Here is a 19,829-nt window from a genome sequence, read left to right on the forward strand (position 1 = left end):
CTCTTCAGTTGGCCAGGGAGTTGGCCTATAGCTTACATGGAGGTTGGTAATGAAAAATTCGCTTTGCAGGTTTGTGATCCTATCGAGTGTGATAGGAAGCCTGCTCGGATTGTTTTGCGGCGGAGCGTTCGCCAATGACAGTCTAATCTACGGCCAAGAAGTCGACCTGGCGGAATGCTCCGGCTGGCTGGTCGACAATAGCACGTGGCCCGCCATAGAAAGAAATGCTGTGTACTGGTTCGTACACGCGATTCCGGTGTATCCGCCGGGCGGGCACTTCCGGTTCCGGGCCGAGTTCCCCCAATCACGCTACATGTCCTGGCAAAACCACGATGCCGTGGGATTTTCGACGGCTCTCCTGGCCGACACCGACATCGAGCCCGAACGGGGCGACAATCCCTTTCGGCCCAATACGCCCTACTCTCCCGGTAGCACCTACTCCGTCGATTTGCTCGATGCCCCTCCTCAGGCAAGACCGCTGCCGGAATCCCGGCCGAAAAACATCCTGTATGGTGGCTATCGTTATGACGGCAGCGCGACCGAATACAACAGCGTCGTTTACCGTGTTTTTTTACCGGATCCGGGCAAGGGCGCGCTCGGCGGCGTACCACGACCCAATTGGTATTTCGTCGTGGACGATCCCGAACAGACCAGCCTGGAAGCCATCCATGAAATGTGCAAGAAAATACGAGAACTCCAGGAAACACACAAACAGTTCCTGATCACGTCAATTCAATCGGTTCAATCGTTTGCCGATGAACAAGGCATGTCGCTTTCAAGCACCAAAAAGCAAGCGCGTGACCAGCGGGTGATCAATGGCCCGTCTGCGGATGGCGCGTTTCCGTCTCCGTCCACATCCGATTTCGAGGAAATTGCCCACTATCGCGCGGTGCCTCCGAATCCGAACGGCGAAGGCATCTATTTCAACGCCCAGACCGGGTACCTTCAGGTATACCTGGGTCCGTCGCGCAAGGAGATCACGATCGTGCGCTTCAAAGCGCCCACCTTCCCCGATACCCAAGGCATTCAAGGCGTTTCGGAAGAGATCTCCGGCAATGAACAACTGCGCTATTGGTCTTTGTGCGCGCAAGACGCCACCGCGGCCCTCGCAACCACCGGCTGCCTTTACGACGCCCAAGTCGTGCCGGACGGCGATGACTACGTGACGGTCGCTTTCTCCGATCCCGAGAGCCGTCCGAGCAACGCGATCAACTGGTTGCCTGCCAGTGGCGACATTCCGGGGCTGATTCTGCGCCACATGCAGCCAAACCCGATCTTTACCGAGGCGCTGCTTTACTATGACGGCGACAGAACCGATGCGGCCGCCATTAGCGCGCACATGGGCGAGTATTTTCCGCGCGTCACGATATGCACCAAGGCTGAATTCGAGCGCGATCGCTGCGGGCTGACCGCACCGACGAATTGATGTACCGACACCGGCGCCGCCGCATGTCGTCATGGAGGAGACGCCTCGCTGCCACTCATTTCAAACTCATGAGGAGGAAGAACTCAAATGGACCTGTCCACAAGCACCGCGGATAGCGCGACACAACAACGGAAAAAATCGTACGCCAAGATCTGGCTTGGAAGTCATCTTTTCGCCTGGCTGAAAATGTTGGCCCACAATCGCTTCGACGTCGGGGTGCGGCGCCTGCCCCGCATAGCGGGCATGACACTCGTCATCTTGCTGGGCAGCCTGAGCCACGGTCTGCAGAGCTTGATATGGAGCCGCCGGATCCGCGAAACGGAAATCAAGCAAGCGCCCTTGTTCATCATCGGGCATTGGCGTTCCGGCACCACATGGCTGCACGAACTGCTCGCCCTGGACGAGCGTTTCACCTATCCGACCACCTACGTATGTTTTAACCCGAACCGTTTTCTGTTGACGGAACGGTTCGACATGTACTGGCTCGGTTTTCTGTTCAAGGCACTTTTGCCAGAGAAACGGCCATTCGACAACATGGCCATGGGCTGGGACCGCCCTCAGGAGGACGAGTTTGCGCTATGTAACCTCGGATTGCCTTCCCCGTACCAGAAGATCGCCTTCCCCAATCGCAATCCCTACCCTGAATACTTCGACCTCGAACAGCTCCCGCCGCAGGAACGGCAACGCTGGAAAGACGGTTTCTTGATGTTTCTCAAGAAACTCACCGTACGCGATCCCAAGCGCATTCTTCTAAAATCACCTACCCACACCTATCGAATCAAGCTGCTGCTCGAACTGTTTCCGGACGCCCAGTTCGTCCATATCGTGCGCGACCCTTACACCTTGTTTCTTTCCACCGTGCATTTGTGGAAATCCTTGTACGAGGCGCAGGGACTGCAAGAACCGAATTTCGAGGGCCTGGAAGACTATGTGTTCGAGAATTTCCTGCACATGTTCGAAAAGCTCGAGGAAGCACGGCCACTGCTCGCCCCTTCCCGTTTCCATGAGCTGCACTACGAGGCGCTGGTACAAGATCCAATCGGGCAGCTTCGTATCCTGTACGAGAAGCTGGAGCTCGGCGACTTCGAGCGAATGCTTCCCAAATTACAGCAATACCTGAAAGAGACGAACGATTATCGTACCAATCGCTACCAGCTAACCCCGGAATTGAAAGAGACGATTACCAGGCGCTGGGGAAAGATCATCGAACGTTATGGGTATGCCGATACCGCGTACTCGCCGATTCCCAAAAACGATGCCGCTTAAACCAAAACAGTGGCATTCACTTCAAGGAGAAACAGAGCATGAACGCTTATTCGCAACGATCTAATCTCGACGAAATCATCGATGACACCAACCTCAGCGGTGACGAACTGATCAAGACCCTGGACGACCTTGTCAAAATCAACCGGTGGCTCGGAGGCACGAAAACGGTCATCTCGGCTATTGAATCAGTCCTCGCCGAGCACGACTTGAGCCGACCGCTCGAAATCGTCGATCTCGGCTGCAGCAGCGGCGACCTTCCCAGAGCCATCGTTCGATGGTGCCGGAAAAATAATGTCCTGGTTTCTGTAACGGCGGTCGACCTAAATAAGTCTGTTATTCATTATGCAAGCGCGAGATCGGAGGATTTTCCCGAGATACGCTTCGAAGTAATGGATGTTTTTTCGGACGCTTTTAAAAGAAGGCAATTCGACGTCGCTGTGATGAGCTTGTTTCTGCATCACTTCGATAACTCGAAAGCGAAAGAGCTGCTGCGGAATTCTTACAATCAATGCCGGCTGGCGGTAATCGTCAACGATCTGCACAGAAGCCCGATCGCTTACCATCTTTTCAAAATATTCACTTTCCTCACGCGCGCGAGCAAAATTACCCGTCACGATGGCTTAGTTTCTATTTTACGGGGATTCAGAAAGAAGGAATTAGAAACCTTGACCGATGAATTGTCCGCCGTAAAACGAAGCATCCAATGGAAGTGGGCGTTTCGTTGGCAACTAACTTTAATCAAGAAAACCAATTATCTCGCAAGGTGAAAAGGAAACGATCGCAACCAGAGCGTTTTCATCGCTGATGTAGGCTCGAAAAGGAACTTGCCTTTGGCAGCGAGTTAAGTTTGAAACAGGTTTCGCCCGCAACGAGTGGCTTTTGCAAACCCCAAGGATGGGGTTTGCCCTTCGGACCAGCCCCCGCTGTCCAAATTAACAACGTGCTTTCCTGAACGCTGCTCTTCGGGCGAACCTTGTTCATCTTATTCCGCTCCCGGCGAGCTGATCTTGGCTGGCCCAAAGACAAATCTGTCGGAGCCCCATTTGGACACGCGGAGCGCGCTCAAGCATTGCCTCCCGTGAATGAATATCCAGTCTCGTCCAATTAAGTAATTTAGTTGTCAAGTCCCGCAAGATCGTAAACCTTCTTTCGAAAAAGATGAGGATGGGACAGTTGCCAGTTTTTGAGAGCCTGGATCGGGGTGAGATGGCCTAAGGCCTTTTGGGGAATGTGATGATTGTACAGCTCGACATAGCGGTGCAGGGTGGTGTCCAGATCGGCGGTTGAATCGAAGTGATGGGTTTGCAACACCTCCTCGATGCGGCCATTGAAGCGTTCCACCAGGCCATTCGTTTGGGGCCGGCCCGGCGGAATCAGGCGATGTTCGATGCCTTGTTCAGTACAGAGGCGGTCAAACTCATGCGTCCCCGAGGGCTGCCGAGTTCGGGTCAGGAAACGGTCGGTAAACTCCGAGCCGTTGTCGGTCAGGCATTTCTGGATGCGGAAAGGCGCGGCCTGAATCACCGCTTTGAGGAAGTCCTTTGCGCTTAAGGCGGAGCGGTTGGGCTTGAGGGCGACATAGACCCAGCGGGTGGCGCGGTCGATGGCGACGAACAGGTATCGGCGGGGTTCGCCGTCGATGGCGGGCAAGTACTTAACATCCAGGTGAAGGAAGCCGGGCTCATAGGCCTTGAAGGGTTTGACCTTCGCCTTCTCTGTAGGCGGAAGCAGGGTCTTGAGGGACGCCACCCCGTGGCGGCGCAGGCAGCGGTCTAGCCCGGAACGGGACACGGCGGGATTGAGAAATTCCCGGGTCACGGCCAGGAGATCATCCAAGGGGAGGAGCAGAGCTTGGCGGAGGTAGACCACGATGGCTTCCTGGGCGGGCGTGAGCGTGGTTCTGAGGGTGTGGGGCCGGTGTGAGGCATCTTCGACCGAGGAGCGGTGTTTCCACTTGCGGACGGTCGTTCGGCTAATGCCATGCTTTTGGGCCAAGGCGCGCTCGCTCAACGTGGACGCTTGAATGGCCTGCCGAACCGCCGGGGTGGTACGGGCGTTCTTATGAAGACGAATCTGCATGGAGAGAAACCTCACTTGGACGAACCGAATATCTCCTGGAGAAGGCTCCGGGCTTCGAACAGAGCATAACTCCTTCTGGGTAAATAATCATACGAGACGCGACATTTAGTGGCGTTGCGATACTTTATTGGTATCAAAAAATTTTACAACTCCTCGACGGGATTCCTGCGGAAATTCTATCGATATTTATAAGTTAGAATATACACCTGGTTTAAATATATTACAGTTTTGAGTTGCAAATATATTCCGACTATTATATTCCATACGGGTTAATGTGAGCTCTCACAAATTTCCTCCAAAAAACCAATGTCGAAAAATTTTACATTCGCTTTTTACCACAAAACAAATTATTGATTCTAAAGCTATTATCTATTTGTCATGAGATTCGCCTAAGAGTATGTTTGGTGCTGTACGGAAAGCCATCGATAACTCGACACAACTTAGGCAAAATATGGATGTTATTATTGGTCGAGCAACAACATAGCGGTTATACGAGCTCCGTCCGGGCTGAAGCCGCAAGATGCAGATAGGACAAATGCACTTAGCAAGAAAAGGAGTATTGATATGATCAATTGCAAGTGGCGAGCGGTTTTTCCCTTATCTCTTTTGATTCTTCATTCAGCCGTAACGGTATCTCATGCGGAAACCGAGGTTCTGGCGAATGCCGTCCCGGACGAGTGCTGGAGTACCTGCGGCGGCCCCTATGTCGCCGCGGAAAATGGGGCATGCCCGATCGGAACAATCCCCAAACGCAACCAGGCCTACGTTTGGGGGTTGGCTAAATGGAAAGACAAGGTTTGGATCGGGACGGGCGCCAATATTGCTGGCATCGGGCAAACCGCAGCCGGCGGATTACAGGACTGCGTGATTACTCGTGACGCCAACGGCAACCCCATCAACGTTCTCGAAGGTGGAATGAGCCAATACCCCGGTGTTCCCGCGCTTCTACGGCCATTTTTGGGGGACTGGAGGCCGCCGCAGGTATGGATTTACGACACTGTGACGCGCCAAAAGATCAATGTGACACCGAACGATCCTCTCATCAACGAAACGCTTGGCTTGCGTTCGGCCGGCGTGTCCAACGGCTTGGTGATACTCGCGGGTCCGGGACGGCTCGGCGTAACCGTCAATATGTTCGCCTTCGATGCCGATGCGAATCCACCCAAATACCTCGGATCGAGATCTTTCATACGATACAGCAACATCCGCAAATTCGTGTCGGTGCAGAACGTCGTTTACACCGGCGTCCAGACCATCATGGGCAGCGGCGAGGTGCTTCGCTGGACGGGAACCAAGAGCAATCCTTTTAGCTTCACTACAGTGGGCCTCGTGGACAACGACGCGGTCAATCTTACCGAGCACGAGGGGCGCCTGTTCGTGAGCACCTGGCGGCCGTCGACGTTGTCGAGCTCCGTCGGCATACTCGGAACCGACCGGCCACCAGCCGGAATTTGGATGAGCCCGCCCATCCCTGACGGAGGCTTGAGGATTCTCCATGCCGGTCTTTGGACGAAAGTGTGGGAGGTCACTGACTATGAACCCGACGAGGTCATCGCCTCGACCCAAGGCGTCGGCGACTTGGCTTCCTTCGCCGGTTACCTCTACTGGGGGCACATGAATCCGCCCTGGTCGGTCTACAGCGCCTTCGTGGACGCTTACGGGGAGCCCAGCAACGTTCGGGAGACCCAAAACAATCTTTGGCGAGCCATTCCGATTTTCCGCGGTCGCGATTTCGCAAGGAATCCCAAGATCGAATTACTGTACGGGGACGAAACATTGCCGCGCTACAACGGCGCCACCCAAACCTGGGAGATCGTTTCCAACAAGCTGGACGCGACCCCGCGCTACGGCAGTGCCGGCTTCGACGTGCCCACCAATGTCTACACCTGGACTATGGCGGTTTTCGACGGAAAGCTCTTTGTGGGGACGTTGGACGCGGGATTTGGCGGCATGCCCACCGCGCATCCCGGCGCCGACCTGTGGTTTTTCAAGGATGGAAATTCCAAAGCGGAAGCGTGGACTAAAACCGGCTTCAGGCATCCCGACACCGTCGTGGGTGTAAGGACGATGGTTCCGTCGAACGACACGCTGTTCGTGGGAACGTCCAGCATGGCGAATCTCTCGCCGGACGGTGGCTGGAAGCTCATCGGCATAAAACCGTAAGCTCGGCAGCCGATGCTCTCGCCCAGGAGTGCCGCGCGCCGGCACTCCTTTACCAGATTAGGAAGTCGTCAGACAGGTTGTGGGCTTTTCGGCGCTTGTTCAGCGAGCCCGTTCGCTGCCACGCCCGCCAAACCGCCTGCGGCACGACAGAAAGCGTGACCGAGCGGTTTTCCGGCGCGAAGTTAAAGCCGACTTCGAACCCCTGAAAATCCCGAATCATGTCCTTCATGATGGGCTTGCGTATGGAGGCGCGTATGGGCGGCGCGATCATGAATCGCGCTTCGCTCAATTCCTGAGCGGAAAGCGCCACGCTGGTCTTTCCGTTCCATATGGGCTGACAATCGATCAATTCGCCCGCTCGATTAAAAACGTAAAGATCGAGATCAATCAGCAGTCCCCCGAGCCCTTCGTACGACACGGAAAACGAGAAATCCTCGATCGGATCTTCCTGCCACAAATTCGCTGACATGAATCACCTATAACGCATGAATCAATTTTCTAGGCGCACCGAGAGAGAGCGATTCCTGCTAGGGCCTCTCGCGATACGAGTGCGGAAATTTCCACACCACTCGTCACTAGAGTACGTAAGCAACATGAGAACCTCGCCTGAGAAAAGATTAAGGAAACATGAGAGTACGGTTGTTGACGACCGGCAGTTTGACCGCGAGCGAAGACATTTGTTCCAATCCAAACCGGACGCATTGAGCGGACAGGGCTCGCGAGGTCACGAGTACAGGAACAGTCGGAACCCGTGCGGAATCAAACCGGAAACCGGTTCCAACTCCCGCTTGGAACCCAATCCCTCAAGATTCCGGCTTCCTATTCTGTAAAAAGCCAGAGTTCTCTGGGCTGGCTGTTCTCAATCAGGGGCTTGGGAACGAGAGGAAGCAGACATTGGAATTTCCCGTTTCATGGAGGCCACCATGGCAAACCAAAACCCTTCCGGTGCAATTGACGGACACTCGGACTGGCCGGAACTGCCTTTACAAGCATGGCAAGAAACGTACGCCACCTTGCACATGTGGACACAAATCGTCGGCAAAATCCGATTGGTCTTGACGCCCTGGACCAACCATTCCTGGCATGTCGTGCTCTATCTGACAGCCGCCGGCTTGACGACCTCACCGATTCCCTATCGAAGCCGAACATTCCAGATCGATTTCGATTTCATCGAGCATCAACTGGTCATCCGGACCAACGATGGAACAATGCAAGCAATCCCGCTCCGGCCCTGTCCCGTAGCTGATTTCTACCAGGATATTTTTGCCGCGCTCCGAACGCTGAATATCGAAGTTGCCATACGGAAAAAACCCAACGAAGTGGCTCGTCCCATCCCCTTCGACCGGGACTTCGAACATGCCGCCTATGATCCCGAGTACGCCCATCGCTGCTGGCGGGTGCTAACTCAAGCAGATCGTGTATTCAAGACATTCCGCGCACGGTATATCGGCAAGTGCAGTCCTGTCCATTTCTTCTGGGGCGCTTTCGACCTGGCCGTCACGCGCTTTTCCGGTCGGCCGGCACCCGAACACCCCGGCGGCGTGCCCAATCTTCCCGACTGGGTCGTGCGCGAAGCCTACTCCCATGAGGTGTGCAGTTGCGGCTTCTGGCCCGGCAACGACGCCGTCCCGTTTCCGGCCTTTTACGCCTACGCTTACCCGGAACCGAAAGGGTTTCCCGAGGCGCGAGTACAACCCGATTATGCGTTCTACAGCCGCGAGCTGAAGGAGTTCATACTGCCGTATTCCGAGGTGCGGAAAGCCGATTCGCCCGACCGGGAACTGCTTGCGTTCCTGCAAAGCACCTACGAAGCGGCCGCCGATCTCGGACATTGGGATCGGGCATCGTTGGAACGAAACATGCCAGGTCCGGAGCCAACCTTTCCCGTGAGCTAGAAGTTGCCCGACCGAAAATCGTACATCGCTTGTTCGACCTCCTCGCGCGTGTTCATCACAAAGGGGCCCCATTGCACAATGGGCTCGTTCAAGGGACGGCCGGCGATGAGCAACAGTCGCGCCCCGCCTGCGGCGTGCAGCCGCACGCCGCGGGCATCCGGGCTGTTGGTCAGGACCGCAAGTTGGCGTGCACGAACCGACTCGCGGCGCGTACCCACTTCGACTCGGCCTTCGTAAGTATAGAGAAAGGCGTTATGCCCGGAAGGGATCGGTACCTCGCAGGCGCTCCCGGCCGGCATGTTGAGATCGAGAAAAAGCGGTTCGTTCCCCTCTCGCCTGATCGCACCCTCCATGCCCGCTGCCGATCCGGCAATGATTCGAATACTTACACCCTGGCTCGTGGTGACGTGAGGGATGGCTTCCGCCGGGATGTCCCGATAGCCGGGCTGGGTCATCTTTTCGCGCGCAGGCAAGTTGATCCAGAGCTGGAACCCATGCATCAAACCTTCTTCCTGCTCGGGCAACTCGGAATGAATGATGCCTCGACCCGCGGTCATCCATTGAACACCGCCGGCTGCGAGCAGCCCTTCGTGGCCGGCATTGTCGCGATGACGCATGCGTCCTGCCAGCATGTAGGTAACCGTCTCGAATCCTCTATGGGGATGATCAGGAAAACCGGCAAGATAATCGTCCGGATTGTCGGAACGGAACTCATCGAGCAAAAGAAAAGGATCCAGCCGGCGCTGCAAATCGGGCGTCAGCACGCGCAAAAGCTTTACCCCTGCTCCGTCTGAAACCCACGCGCCGGAAACCACTCGCTCGACCTCGCGGGTAACAAAATCCGGGGAAGTGCTCATAGGCGTTCTCCATTATTCGTATCGAATCAAGGCACCCCGTCGGATCACCTCGCTGCCGCTCGGGCAGCGAGCGGAATGCCTGCTTCTTCTTGGACTGAACAGTCCTCGCGATTCTCCATATCGCTGAACGCCGTTCGCCTCGAACCAACCTGCCGCATAGGTTCCACCGACTCTCCCCGAACTCTCGCATGGTAACGCAACGGCAAAACAATCGAGTATCGTGGTCCGATTTTCGGATCGGGCCTACGCTCGAACCGGGCATAGCACAGTTCGAGACGGCTATCGTGCCCGCGCCGTTACCTGTGGGTGGCGGACTGTCCGCTAGACCGAGTTGTGAACACCCGACATAGGCTTGAACTGACGGGGTGAAAGTCCTCTATTGGAGTACCTGTAATGTTCTCTAGGACAAACATAATGACTGGCCGACGGCGAGGGCAAGAGCCGGCGAGGCCTTATCTGAAGGAAACCCGAGCGCAAAGGTACGAACCGATGAACAGACCAAATCGTCGGGCGATTTTGAACAGTCGGAGGGCGAACCGCAGAAGGGAAGCGAGCAAACCACACGGAAGGCTCAGTCTCCGGCTGAATTAGCGCAAGATAATGAAATCCCGCAGAGATTCAGGAGATAGGACAAATGCGGCAGTTAGCCGTCATTGTGCGAACCAGAAGTGGACAAGCGCAAGCGACAAGGCGAACAGATAACCAAAGGCGAATCGATCGATGCGCAGAACCGGTTCCCCTCGACGAGCACGCCACGCCCCCATTGCACACATGAGCAGCCCGACTGCAGCGGGGGTAAGAACTAGATTCGCGAGTCGCAGTGCCTTAACAGCAACCAAATGTGTTGGGAAGACCAGCAAACTTAGGCCCCCCATAGCAGCACCGAAGATCGTGTAGCCTAGTCCTGCAAGCCAAGGATTGGGTTGCCGACGAAACGGCTCCGCAAGAGAGTGGAGCCCGAGTTCAACCAGCGCCTCCAGAACCGTCTGCAATACGAACTCACCGATGACTTCAAACAGAAACTCGAACATTGCGTGGTATCGATGGGGTGGGGGCTAACGTTTGTTCAGCGGCACGCGTTTGCGCGTCCGCTGCAAACAGTTCGGCTGCTTGCGAGACAGTTATCGGCATGTGTTGGCGCCCGCCGAGATGGGATCGAAGCCTTCCGGCCAGGTGGTCTTGTTGTCGTAGCAAGCGCCAGTAAGCGTGATGTGATTCAAGCGCACGCCAGTGAAATCCACCGCGTACAGACGCGCCCCCGACAGGTTCGTACCTTCGAACGACACAATTTCCAGCCGCGCGTTCGGGAAAATGGCCTCGGCGTAGCAGAAAACCGTTCGATTAAGCCAATCGGTCAGCTCTGCCATCGGTCATTCGCTTCCGGACCAACGCAGAGGTAAGGAATGCTGCCGACGGACGGGTGAAGGAACCACCGAACGCAATCGATCACCATCCTTCAGTACGGCCTCAGGGCGACGCGTCCCTTTGAACGATGTATTAGAGGTTTGGCACATACTCAACCCAGATGCGATCGCTTGGGTGATGTTCCCGGATCGTATCCAACGCGACTTCCAGACCTAAGCGATCACCGGGCAGGTGAATTTAGTTACGTCGATGCCCTGCGAGCGCAAGTCCGAAAGTTGGGTATCGGATAAAACGCCAGCCGTAACCCAAAGGGGCGAAGGAATCCCACCTCGGTCCCTGACAAGCTCGTCAAATCCCGCTCGACTTAAGACGAAAAAGACCATTTGGCTTCAAACTTTGTTTTAGGCGCCTAAGCTCAGGCATTTAACACCGGTCACAGAGGTGCAAAACTCGCGGTTACATCCTACGCTTTTGTATTTCAAAAACTCATTTCACGTTGGCGTACTTCATGACTGAAGCAAATACACCGCCCACCGCCGGTAGCCTGAAACTGTTGAATTAGGTGCACGCCTGTAACAGGGCGAAATAAAAAAATATTAGTAGAGAAACACAATCTGTTTAATGAATCAGGCGCTTTATCTATTAGCGGCAAACGCCAACCCCTCCACATATGCATCATCGAGGCGGAGGCGTTTCTTACCCATTTGGCGGTGGAAGACAATATTTCCGCGCCGACGCAAAACCAAACTTTGGCGGCGCTCTCATTCCTCTATCTCGACTCCATTCCAGGTCGGGCAACGCCACGGTCCGGGTGCTGCTGGCCGTCCTGGGCGACGTTCACCGTTTCGAACACTCACGCAGCGTCGCCGCTTTCATCGCGCGGGCGGCGCACTGTGCCTGATCGGAGGAGCATGGCGAAGCCCGGAACCTGGTTCACGGGCGAGACCCTCGTGTTCCTTCGCAACCTCGCCGAGAACAACAACCGCGACTGGTTTGCCGCAAATCGCCACCGCGACGAAGTCTACGTCCGCCAGTCGGCACTCCGGTTCAACATGGATTTCGTGCCGCGGCCGCACAGAATCAGCCGCCATTTCATCGAGGATCCCCGGCCCGTGGGCGGATCACTGTCCCGAATTCATCGCGACACCCGCTTCAGCCACGACAAGTGGCCGTTCAAGGCGCACGCCGGCAACCGCGTCCCACACGAGCGCAACTGCGACGTGTATGTTCCCGTGTTCTACATCCACGTCGAGCCGGGCGGCACCTTCGTCGGCGTCGGCATGTGGCTCCCGGACGCGCCCATGCTGAAGACGATCCGCGATGCGATCGTCGAGAATCCGACCGCATGGCGGAGTGCCCGTGACGACCGGGCGTTCACGGCGAAATTCGAGCTTGGCAGTGCGATGCTCGCCCGCTCCCTGCGTGGTTGCGACCCGGTACATCCGCGCATCGACGCCTTCCAGCGGGAGAACTTCGCCGCCTGGCACGGCTTCGATGGCAACACACTCACCAGAGACAGGCGGCTCGACGCCTTCACGGACGCGCGCTGACACCCGCCCGTTCGTGCGCTTCCTTTACTCCACCGCAGAACTCCCTTGGTAACGCCCATGAACACCATCGCCGCCACGCTCTACGACGTCGTAGCCTATCCGGGTTACCCCGGCCCGTCTCACATCCCTGGCGACTCGCCGCGATCGGCATCATGCACGGCATGCACCCCGCCGACGTGCGAACCGCACGCGTGCTCGAGTTGGGCTGCGGTGACGGCGCCAACCTCATCCCCATGGCGTACGGGCTGCCCGACACGACATTCACCGGCATCGACCTCTCGCCCTGTGCCATCGCGCGCGGGCGCGAAGCTGTCGAGGCGCTCGGCTTGAAGAACATCGAGCTCACGGTCACTGACCTGATGGACTACCGACCCCAGGGCAGCTTCGACTACATCATCGCGCACGGCCTCTATTCATGGGTACCCGAATCTGTACGTGAGCGTTTGCTCCAGCTCTGCGACGAGCTCCTCTCGCCGCACGGCATCGCCTTCATCAGCTACCTCGCACTGCCCGGTACGCGCTATCGTGAACCGCTTCGCGAACTGCTTCTCGAGCGCACGGCACACATCGAAGAACCCTCCACAAAGATAGCCGCGGCGCGCGACATCATGCGCATCTTCTGCGACTGCCCCAATGGCATCGATCCCTACCAGGAGCTGATGCGCACGATCGCGCGCGACTTCGCCGACCTCAGCGACGCCGCCGTCTTTCACGACTGGCTCGCCGACATCAACGCGCCGTTCAGCATCACCCAGTTCGTCGCGAACGCCCGCCGCCACAACCTCCGGTTCTTGGGCGAAGCCGAGTACTACATGATGCGGTACGAGCACGATCCCATGCTCGGTGCCGCGCGTGATGAGCTGCGTGCCCTCGAGGAGCGGGACCCGGTCCTCAAGGAGCAGTACCTCGACTTTCTCCGCGCCCGCCGGTTCCGTCAAACACTGCTCTGCCGAGACTCGGTGCAGCTCCGACCCCCGACTCCGTCAGACCTTTTCGAGCTTGCCTTCACTTCCCGGCTCGAACCCGTCGGCAACATCGACGTCGAATCACGCGAGATCGCGACGTTTCGATCACCGGTCGGCAACACTGTCCGCGTCGACCATCCCGGCGCGAAGGCCGCGCTACTCGCACTCCACGAGGCGCGACCCGCTCCGATGCCGTTTCGCTCCTTGCTACCGGATGGTACGAGCGACGCCGACGCGGAAGCCGTCGCTCGCCTCTTTCTGGTCTGCCTCGGCACCGCGTACATGGAGCCGTACTCCATCGCGCCTCCCATCGCGGTTCGCCCCGGAACCAGGCCGCGCGCCAACGCCGTTGCCCGGTACCAGATCACCCGTGGCAACATCGTTGCTTCGCTCCTCCACGCGAACGTTAAGATCGATGACCCGCTCGGCACTGCCCTCCTCCAGCTACTCGACGGCACGCGTGACCGTTCGGCGCTCGCCGAGGCACTGCTGGTCCGTATCCAGGCGGGCGAGCTGCCGGCGCCTTTCGACCTGAGTGCCGAGGACGCCACCGCCACCTTCCTCGCCGGCCTCGATCACAGTCTCGAAGGCCTTGGCAGGTCGGGTCTTCTAGAGGCCTGAGGGCGGCGATGCGCGATGCGTGCTATAAGGTCGCCTAGCGGGCGGTTTGCTGAAGTTAGGACGCCCGCTTAAACCGATTAGGAGCCGCTTTTGCGCCACGCATATGGGTCCAGAAGGTCGGCAACAACGACCGAAACTTCTCAAAGCAGTGCAGCCAGTTCTTCGTACGTAAGGGATGCCTCCCAGGTGACGAGGCTAGCATTCGTCAGCCACATGGGAACCGTATCGTCGTCGTGATGCTCCTCGCGACCGATATACTGCTCCCAATGCTTGATGGTATTCACGTGTGCGAGACTTCCATCGCCCTTTTCAAACACAAAGCCTGCCTGTGCTCTATTAAATTACGTTGAACGCAAACTGACGTTGCTTGCCGACGAGCTGCGCGCGAACAACATCGTTCAGGAAGTGGCTTACTATCCAGTGTTCGGCGCGTTCTCCCTCAATGACGGTCTCCGGAATGACCGCTTTAGCGAATTGCACAATTCCCGGCACTAGGTACCTATTGAGGATTTCGGGATTCCAAGAGGGTGCCTCCAGATTTCCTCTATTGCACGCAATACATTAAGGAAGCTCTCAATAAGTCCTTCGACAGGCTCAGGACAGTTCTGCCGAAGGACTTATCGACAAGCATGCAGAGCAAACGACCTATCGGAGAAAGGTTCCTAATCGAAACTCCGAAAAAGAATTTCGTTACAAACCCATGACAGGCCTGTTACGGTGGATTTCCGTCCTCAGCGCCGCTCCAACTGGCTAACGTCGCGCACGGCGCCGCGTGAGGCGGAGGTGGTCATCGCGGCATAGGCCTTCAGCGCCGCACTGACCGGACGATTACGATTCACCGGCTTCCAGGCCGCGGCGCCTTTGGCTTCCATCGCGGCACGCCGCCGCGCCAACTCCTCGTCCGAGACGGCAACCCGGATGGTACGGTTGGGAATATCAATCTCGATGATGTCCCCGGCTTCTACCAGCCCGATGGCTCCACCCTCGGCTGCCTCTGGCGAGACATGCCCGATCGAGAGCCCGGAAGTACCGCCGGAGAACCGTCCGTCGGTCAGCAGGGCACAGGCTTTGCCGAGCCCCATGGACTTGAGATAGGAGGTGGGATAGAGCATCTCTTGCATCCCCGGCCCGCCACGCGGCCCTTCGTAGCGGACAATCACCACATCACCGGCCTTCACCTGGCCGCCAAGGATCTTCTCTACCGCCTCCTCCTGCGACTCGCAGATGACCGCGGGGCCGGAAAATTTCAGAATGGACGGGTCTACACCAGCGGTCTTCACCACACAGCCCTCCTCCGCGATATTGCCGTAGAGCACGGCCAACCCACCGTCTTTGGAATAGGCGTGTTCGATGTCGCGGATGCAGCCGTTCTGGCGGTCTAGGTCCAGCTCGGCATAACGCTTGTCCTGGCTGAATGCCACCGTGGTCGGCACGCCGCCCGGGGCCGCTCGGTAGAAGCGATGAATCGTTTCGTCCTCGCTGCGGCGAACATCCCAGCGCTCCAATGCCTCCCCTAGGGTCCGGGCGTGTACGGTCGGAACGTCGCGGTGAATCAATCCGCCGCGATCCAGCTCGCCCAGAATAGCCATCACGCCCCCGGCTCGATGCACATCCTCCATGTGATACAGCTGGGTCGAAGGCGCCACCTTGCTCAGGTGGGGCACCCGACGCGACAGCCGATCGATATCGGCCATGGTGAAATCCACGCCGGCCTCTTGGGCTGCCGCCAACAGATGGAGGATGGTATTGGTGGAACCGCCCATGGCGATGTCCAAGCTCATGGCGTTTTCGAAGGCCTTCACGTTCGCGATCGAGCGGGGCAATACCGAGACATCGTCCCGCTCATAGTAGCGCTTGGCCAATTCGACGATGCGCCGTCCCGCTTCTTCGAACAGCCCTTTGCGGTCTGCATGGGTCGCCACCAGGGAGCCATTGCCCGGTAGCGACAACCCCAGTGCTTCAGTCAGACAATTCATAGAATTGGCGGTGAACATCCCGGAACAGGAGCCGCAGGTGGGACATGCCGAGCGCTCCATGAGCGCCACATCCGCGTCCGATTCATTGGGATTGGCGGCCGCGATCATAGCGTCAATGAGGTCCAAGTGCACCTTCTTGTCATGGATTACCGCCTTGCCCGCCTCCATCGGCCCGCCCGAAACGAAGATGGTGGGGATGTTGAGCCGCAGTGAGGCATTGAGCATTCCGGGTGTGATCTTGTCGCAGTTGGAGATACACACCAGGGCATCGGCGCAATGAGCGTTGACCATGTATTCCACCGCGTCGGCGATGATCTCCCGCGACGGCAGCGAGTAAAGCATCCCGCCATGTCCCATGGCGATACCGTCATCGATCGCGATGGTGTCGAACTCCTTTGCCACGCCGCCGGCCGCTTCCACGGCACGCGCCACAAGCTGACCGAGGTCTTTCAGGTGGACATGACCTGGAACGAACTGCGTGAAGGAGTTGGCGATGGCGATAATCGGCTTGTTGAAGTCATCGTCCTTCATGCCGGTCGCGCGCCAAAGCGCACGGGCGCCTGCCATATTACGGCCATGGGTGGAGGTGCGGGAACGATATTCGGGCATGGTCTTCCTCGAAATTTGGCAAATGCGGTGAATTATACGCCCAACGGCACGACAACAAGGCGATATTGAGAGCTGAGTTTCGAGAAGAGAGACGAATACGCTGTCCGGTCGCTCCAGTGGGCCACAGTGCCGTTATTGGAAGCTCTGAACAAATGGCCTCCGTTCATGGTTCCACAGTCCCACCGTGAACGAAGCTGCTACCTTACGGTTTGTCTTGAATTCGTCGACAGCCTTAAATCAGTTGTAGGGTGCGGTGAGCGAAGCGAACCGCACCGATTGAGCCGCGTCTGACGCCTGTTTCGCTCACCCTATCCTACGGCTTGCCGGTGGAGGACCAGGTAGGTTCGCCTATGCCGTGCCAATCGAGCCGCAACTGATGCCTGTCCTGAGCGGAGTCGAAGGACCTGTCCTGAGCGGAGTCGAAGGACCTGTCCTGACCAAAGTCGATCTGTGTCTTTATTCGCTCACCCGATATCGATCCCGGATTTGCCCGGGGCGAAGATGCCGTTGGGATCGAGGGCACGCTTGAGTATGCGATTGATGTTGCGCTGCACTGGACCATAAGTCTCCGCGACCCGGTCCATAAAGGCGTTGTTCACCCGGTACACGCCATAGCCATGCTTCTCGAACTCGTCAATGAGCTTGCCGAAGCAAGCGTAGGCTCGTTTCATCTCCTCCTCGTCAGTGCGGTCGTACAGCACGTCGATAATGTGGTGCATGGCGCGCTGGGTAACGATGAATTCTCCAACATAGTCGAGGCCATGCTCGTTGAGAATCCGGGTTGCCAGCTCGACCTGCTTGAGGGTCTCGGAGCCCCTGGCCTGGCTCACCGGCGCAAACCACATCGAACCGCCGCCACCACGCCAGTTGTACAGACCGAACTCGGTCATCGTCATGTTGCCGCGCATGAGGTCGGCGCGGTATTTGAACGCTGGATCGTCGCCGGCCTGTTCCTCGGTGACGATCTCGCCCTTGCCGGATCGCTTGACCAGATCGGTTACGATCTTCCAGTTGACGTCGACCTGCTCCCGAGTGCCGTACAGCGCGCCGTAGGCAGTCCAGGCGCCGATATTATGCTCGTCGCGGATGCGCTGGATGATGGCCTTCGGTGTGGGCCCCTTCTCCATCGTGTAGTCGGAGCGACGCACGGTAGCGCTGGCCTCATAAAGAGTGCCGACGAATACCACCCCGTTGGGAATGATGCCGCTAATACTCAGCGGGCGGAAAAGCTCCACCAAGTCCACGATATCCTTGTCGTTTCGGTACTTGATCGCGAAGGGCTTATAGACCTCCGGCTCGGGCATTAGCCATAGGCCCATCTTGGTCACGATCCCGAAATTGGACTGGGTGAAAAGGCCGTCCAGATATGGGCCGTAACCCCACTTGAACACCTGCCAGGTGTTGGAACCCTTCACGCCGCCCATACCGGTGCGCAACACCTCGCCGTTGGCCAGCACCACCTCCATGCCGCACTGGAACATGAAGTGCTCGGCATAGGGCGTGTAGCCGACGCCGCGGTCCAGGGTATTGCCGACCGGACCGACGATAGCCGACGGCGCCGGTGGATCGACCCACAGCTTGTAACCCTTTTCCCGGATGTACTCGACCAGTTGCAGATAGGTCACGCCCGGCTCGACCAGGGCGGTGCAGAGCTCCGGATCGACCTCGATGATCTTGTTCATTTTCTTGAGGTCGAGGATCACCTGGCCACGGTGGTGCGGCGCCGCACTGCCGTAACCGAAATTGTTGCCGGTGGATATGGTCCAGATCGGGATCTTGTGCTCGTTGCAGATCTTCACCACCCCCTGGATTTGCTCCACGGTGGTGGCGGTGAGCGCGGCCGAGGGGGCGAACTCCTCTTCCGGCTTGGGCATCATGATCTTCATGTAAGGCGCGAGTTGCTCTTCTTGCAGCAGGACGTTCTGCTCGCCGAGCAGTTTCTTGAACTTCTTGACTGCGGCGAGAAAATCGTCCTTGCCGACGCCGCGAGGCAGAACCGAATAGGTGGGCTCGGCCATTTTGTCGTTCTCCTTTAGGTTTCGAGCAAGAAAGATACGAAATGGCCCATCAACGGGGCCGCGGGTCTGAACCGTGGCACCGCGGCACCCGGCGCGGTCAGCGCGAAGCCTAGAGCTGCGGTCCAGTCGCCTTCGTGTTTCCCTTCGCGTAAATCCGCCGCGAGCTGCAACGGCGTATCGCCACCCAAGCGCTGCCCGGTGAGATTGAAGTTTCCACCGCAAGCATCGAGCTGCTCGCCGAACCGTATCGCACAACTATCCGCCAGCGCACCGCCGAGGACGCGGTGTCGCGACCGCCCGGCATCCACCGCGTGCTGTCCTAGCCACTGGAGCTTCGCACCGGACGTGCGAACCGAGTCGATGATAAGCGCGCCGCAGGCGTCATCGACCATACCGATCACCCGGGCGGCCCGTCCGGATTCAATCACGTTCTTGAGATGCCGTAGAAAATCCAGGACTAGATCGGCCCGCAGCAGGGATACGGCCGGGTTTGCGGCGTGAACGCCATGAATGAAACCCGAGCGCTCGGCCGTTCCGGTCACCAGCACCGTAATCGGGCGCGTGGATTGCTCTTCGGCAGCGGTCATTGCCCATAGCGGGCGGTGCCGGGATGCGCCGGCAAGGCCGGCGAAACCCATGCTCTTGAGAAATTGGCGACGATCGACGTCCATGGCTGGCTCCTCAGGGCTTTACGGTCGGGGCCGGCGATTTCGATATGTACTCGCCCAACGCCTGCAGAGCTTTGTCATCGATGAACGAGGACCGGAACGCCGGCATCGCTCTCAGTCCTTGCCGAACGACTAGACTGATGTATTCCGGCGGCAACTGCCGCCCTTTGATCACCGGGCCGACTCCGGCATCATGGCAGTAAGCGCAGATCTTAGCGTAGACTTCGGCACCGTCTTTCCAGTTTCCGCCTTCGCCCGCGAACACCGGGGCCGACAGCAAGGCCAGAGGCAGCCCGACGGCCACGGCGATCCCTTTCACCGCAGAACTCGTCATGGATGAGAACACCACGTGCTCCGATTTTTTCCTTAAG

17 protein-coding genes and 1 pseudogene are annotated in these 19,829 nt (G+C 57.7%); 8 read left to right on the forward strand and 10 right to left on the reverse strand.

The window, feature by feature from the left end:
* Positions 1-49: 49 nt before the first annotated feature.
* The 3 genes from QEN43_RS10145 (at position 50) to QEN43_RS10155 (ending at position 3,459) form a co-directional block, all read left to right on the forward strand.
* On the forward strand, positions 50-1,426 hold the full coding sequence (locus tag QEN43_RS10145; protein ID WP_026611570.1) for a hypothetical protein: 1,377 nt from the start codon (positions 50-52) through the stop codon (positions 1,424-1,426).
* An 87-nt stretch (positions 1,427-1,513) separates the two neighbouring features.
* A complete protein-coding gene (locus QEN43_RS10150; protein ID WP_051331968.1) occupies positions 1,514-2,692 on the forward strand; it encodes a sulfotransferase family protein in 1,179 nt (392 codons plus the stop codon).
* Positions 2,693-2,730: 38 nt separating this feature from the next.
* Positions 2,731-3,459, forward strand: coding sequence for a methyltransferase domain-containing protein (locus QEN43_RS10155; protein ID WP_026611569.1), 729 nt, complete (start codon positions 2,731-2,733; stop codon positions 3,457-3,459).
* Positions 3,460-3,805: 346 nt separating this feature from the next.
* Here QEN43_RS10155 and QEN43_RS10160 read toward each other — a convergent pair whose 3' ends face one another.
* Positions 3,806-4,771 carry an IS481 family transposase gene (locus tag QEN43_RS10160; RefSeq protein WP_317963453.1) on the reverse strand — a complete coding sequence of 322 codons (966 nt, stop codon included), beginning with the start codon at positions 4,769-4,771 and terminating at the stop codon, positions 3,806-3,808.
* 564 nt (positions 4,772-5,335) lie between these two features.
* Here QEN43_RS10160 and QEN43_RS10165 point away from each other — a divergent pair.
* On the forward strand, positions 5,336-6,934 hold the full coding sequence (locus QEN43_RS10165; RefSeq protein WP_026611568.1) for a hypothetical protein: 1,599 nt from the start codon (positions 5,336-5,338) through the stop codon (positions 6,932-6,934).
* 49 nt (positions 6,935-6,983) lie between these two features.
* On the opposite strand, the gene QEN43_RS10170 is transcribed toward QEN43_RS10165, so the two are convergent.
* On the reverse strand, positions 6,984-7,403 hold the full coding sequence (locus QEN43_RS10170; RefSeq protein ID WP_026611567.1) for a hypothetical protein: 420 nt from the start codon (positions 7,401-7,403) through the stop codon (positions 6,984-6,986).
* Positions 7,404-7,857: 454 nt separating this feature from the next.
* Between QEN43_RS10170 and QEN43_RS10175 the strand changes: the two genes are divergently transcribed.
* A complete protein-coding gene (locus QEN43_RS10175) occupies positions 7,858-8,829 on the forward strand; it encodes a DUF5996 family protein (protein WP_036269864.1) in 972 nt (323 codons plus the stop codon).
* Here the strand turns inward: QEN43_RS10175 and QEN43_RS10180 are convergent.
* The 3 genes from QEN43_RS10180 to QEN43_RS10190 all read right to left on the reverse strand — a co-directional run bounded on the left by QEN43_RS10180 (position 8,826) and on the right by QEN43_RS10190 (position 11,053).
* Positions 8,826-9,686 (reverse strand): pirin family protein, encoded by an 861-nt coding sequence (locus QEN43_RS10180; RefSeq protein WP_026611565.1) that lies wholly within the window; start codon positions 9,684-9,686, stop codon positions 8,826-8,828. The genes QEN43_RS10175 and QEN43_RS10180 overlap by 4 nt on opposite strands.
* 650 nt (positions 9,687-10,336) lie before the next feature.
* The gene (locus tag QEN43_RS10185) at positions 10,337-10,717 is read right to left on the reverse strand and encodes a hypothetical protein (protein WP_026611564.1); all 381 of its coding nucleotides are present in this window, start codon (positions 10,715-10,717) and stop codon (positions 10,337-10,339) included.
* A gap of 90 nt (positions 10,718-10,807) precedes the next feature.
* On the reverse strand, positions 10,808-11,053 hold the full coding sequence (locus QEN43_RS10190; RefSeq protein WP_026611563.1) for a pentapeptide repeat-containing protein: 246 nt from the start codon (positions 11,051-11,053) through the stop codon (positions 10,808-10,810).
* Positions 11,054-11,728: 675 nt separating this feature from the next.
* On the opposite strand from QEN43_RS10190, the pseudogene QEN43_RS21770 reads away from it, so the two are divergent.
* The 3 genes and pseudogenes from QEN43_RS21770 to QEN43_RS10200 all read left to right on the forward strand — a co-directional run.
* A pseudogene (locus QEN43_RS21770) lies at positions 11,729-11,812 on the forward strand (hypothetical protein); the annotation flags it as partial.
* Positions 11,813-11,962: 150 nt separating this feature from the next.
* Positions 11,963-12,601, forward strand: a complete 639-nt coding sequence (locus QEN43_RS10195) for a TIGR02453 family protein (protein ID WP_051331967.1) — start codon at positions 11,963-11,965, stop codon at positions 12,599-12,601.
* A 152-nt stretch (positions 12,602-12,753) separates the two neighbouring features.
* On the forward strand, positions 12,754-14,187 hold the full coding sequence (locus tag QEN43_RS10200) for a methyltransferase regulatory domain-containing protein (protein ID WP_026611561.1): 1,434 nt from the start codon (positions 12,754-12,756) through the stop codon (positions 14,185-14,187).
* A 140-nt stretch (positions 14,188-14,327) separates the two neighbouring features.
* Here the strand turns inward: QEN43_RS10200 and QEN43_RS10205 are convergent, their stop codons facing one another.
* From QEN43_RS10205 to QEN43_RS10225, 5 genes are all read right to left on the reverse strand, one after another.
* Positions 14,328-14,471, reverse strand: coding sequence for a hypothetical protein (locus QEN43_RS10205; protein WP_156912875.1), 144 nt, complete (start codon positions 14,469-14,471; stop codon positions 14,328-14,330).
* A gap of 447 nt (positions 14,472-14,918) precedes the next feature.
* The gene (gene ilvD / locus QEN43_RS10210) at positions 14,919-16,772 is read right to left on the reverse strand and encodes a dihydroxy-acid dehydratase (protein ID WP_026611560.1); all 1,854 of its coding nucleotides are present in this window, start codon (positions 16,770-16,772) and stop codon (positions 14,919-14,921) included.
* A 464-nt stretch (positions 16,773-17,236) separates the two neighbouring features.
* A complete protein-coding gene (locus QEN43_RS10215) occupies positions 17,237-18,790 on the reverse strand; it encodes an FAD-binding oxidoreductase (protein WP_026611559.1) in 1,554 nt (517 codons plus the stop codon).
* Positions 18,791-18,804: 14 nt separating this feature from the next.
* Entirely contained in the window at positions 18,805-19,461 is a 657-nt protein-coding gene (locus tag QEN43_RS10220; protein ID WP_026611558.1) for a hypothetical protein, read from the reverse strand.
* Positions 19,462-19,471: 10 nt separating this feature from the next.
* The gene (locus tag QEN43_RS10225) at positions 19,472-19,792 is read right to left on the reverse strand and encodes a c-type cytochrome (RefSeq protein ID WP_036269200.1); all 321 of its coding nucleotides are present in this window, start codon (positions 19,790-19,792) and stop codon (positions 19,472-19,474) included.
* Positions 19,793-19,829: the final 37 nt, after the last annotated feature.

The organism is Methylocaldum szegediense, from assembly GCF_949769195.1.
GTDB lineage: Bacteria > Pseudomonadota > Gammaproteobacteria > Methylococcales > Methylococcaceae > Methylocaldum > Methylocaldum szegediense.

Coding starts and splice junctions, on each gene's coding strand:
- QEN43_RS10145 (WP_026611570.1), top strand. CDS start 50: ATGAAAAATTCGCTTTGCAGGTTTGTGATCCTATCGAGTGTGATAGGA.
- QEN43_RS10150 (WP_051331968.1), top strand. CDS start 1,514: ATGGACCTGTCCACAAGCACCGCGGATAGCGCGACACAACAACGGAAA.
- QEN43_RS10155 (WP_026611569.1), top strand. CDS start 2,731: ATGAACGCTTATTCGCAACGATCTAATCTCGACGAAATCATCGATGAC.
- QEN43_RS10160 (WP_317963453.1), bottom strand. CDS start 4,771: ATGCAGATTCGTCTTCATAAGAACGCCCGTACCACCCCGGCGGTTCGG.
- QEN43_RS10165 (WP_026611568.1), top strand. CDS start 5,336: ATGATCAATTGCAAGTGGCGAGCGGTTTTTCCCTTATCTCTTTTGATT.
- QEN43_RS10170 (WP_026611567.1), bottom strand. CDS start 7,403: ATGTCAGCGAATTTGTGGCAGGAAGATCCGATCGAGGATTTCTCGTTT.
- QEN43_RS10175 (WP_036269864.1), top strand. CDS start 7,858: ATGGCAAACCAAAACCCTTCCGGTGCAATTGACGGACACTCGGACTGG.
- QEN43_RS10180 (WP_026611565.1), bottom strand. CDS start 9,686: ATGAGCACTTCCCCGGATTTTGTTACCCGCGAGGTCGAGCGAGTGGTT.
- QEN43_RS10185 (WP_026611564.1), bottom strand. CDS start 10,717: ATGTTCGAGTTTCTGTTTGAAGTCATCGGTGAGTTCGTATTGCAGACG.
- QEN43_RS10190 (WP_026611563.1), bottom strand. CDS start 11,053: ATGGCAGAGCTGACCGATTGGCTTAATCGAACGGTTTTCTGCTACGCC.
- QEN43_RS10195 (WP_051331967.1), top strand. CDS start 11,963: ATGGCGAAGCCCGGAACCTGGTTCACGGGCGAGACCCTCGTGTTCCTT.
- QEN43_RS10200 (WP_026611561.1), top strand. CDS start 12,754: ATGCACGGCATGCACCCCGCCGACGTGCGAACCGCACGCGTGCTCGAG.
- ilvD (WP_026611560.1), bottom strand. CDS start 16,772: ATGCCCGAATATCGTTCCCGCACCTCCACCCATGGCCGTAATATGGCA.
- QEN43_RS10215 (WP_026611559.1), bottom strand. CDS start 18,790: ATGGCCGAGCCCACCTATTCGGTTCTGCCTCGCGGCGTCGGCAAGGAC.
- QEN43_RS10220 (WP_026611558.1), bottom strand. CDS start 19,461: ATGGACGTCGATCGTCGCCAATTTCTCAAGAGCATGGGTTTCGCCGGC.
- QEN43_RS10225 (WP_036269200.1), bottom strand. CDS start 19,792: ATGACGAGTTCTGCGGTGAAAGGGATCGCCGTGGCCGTCGGGCTGCCT.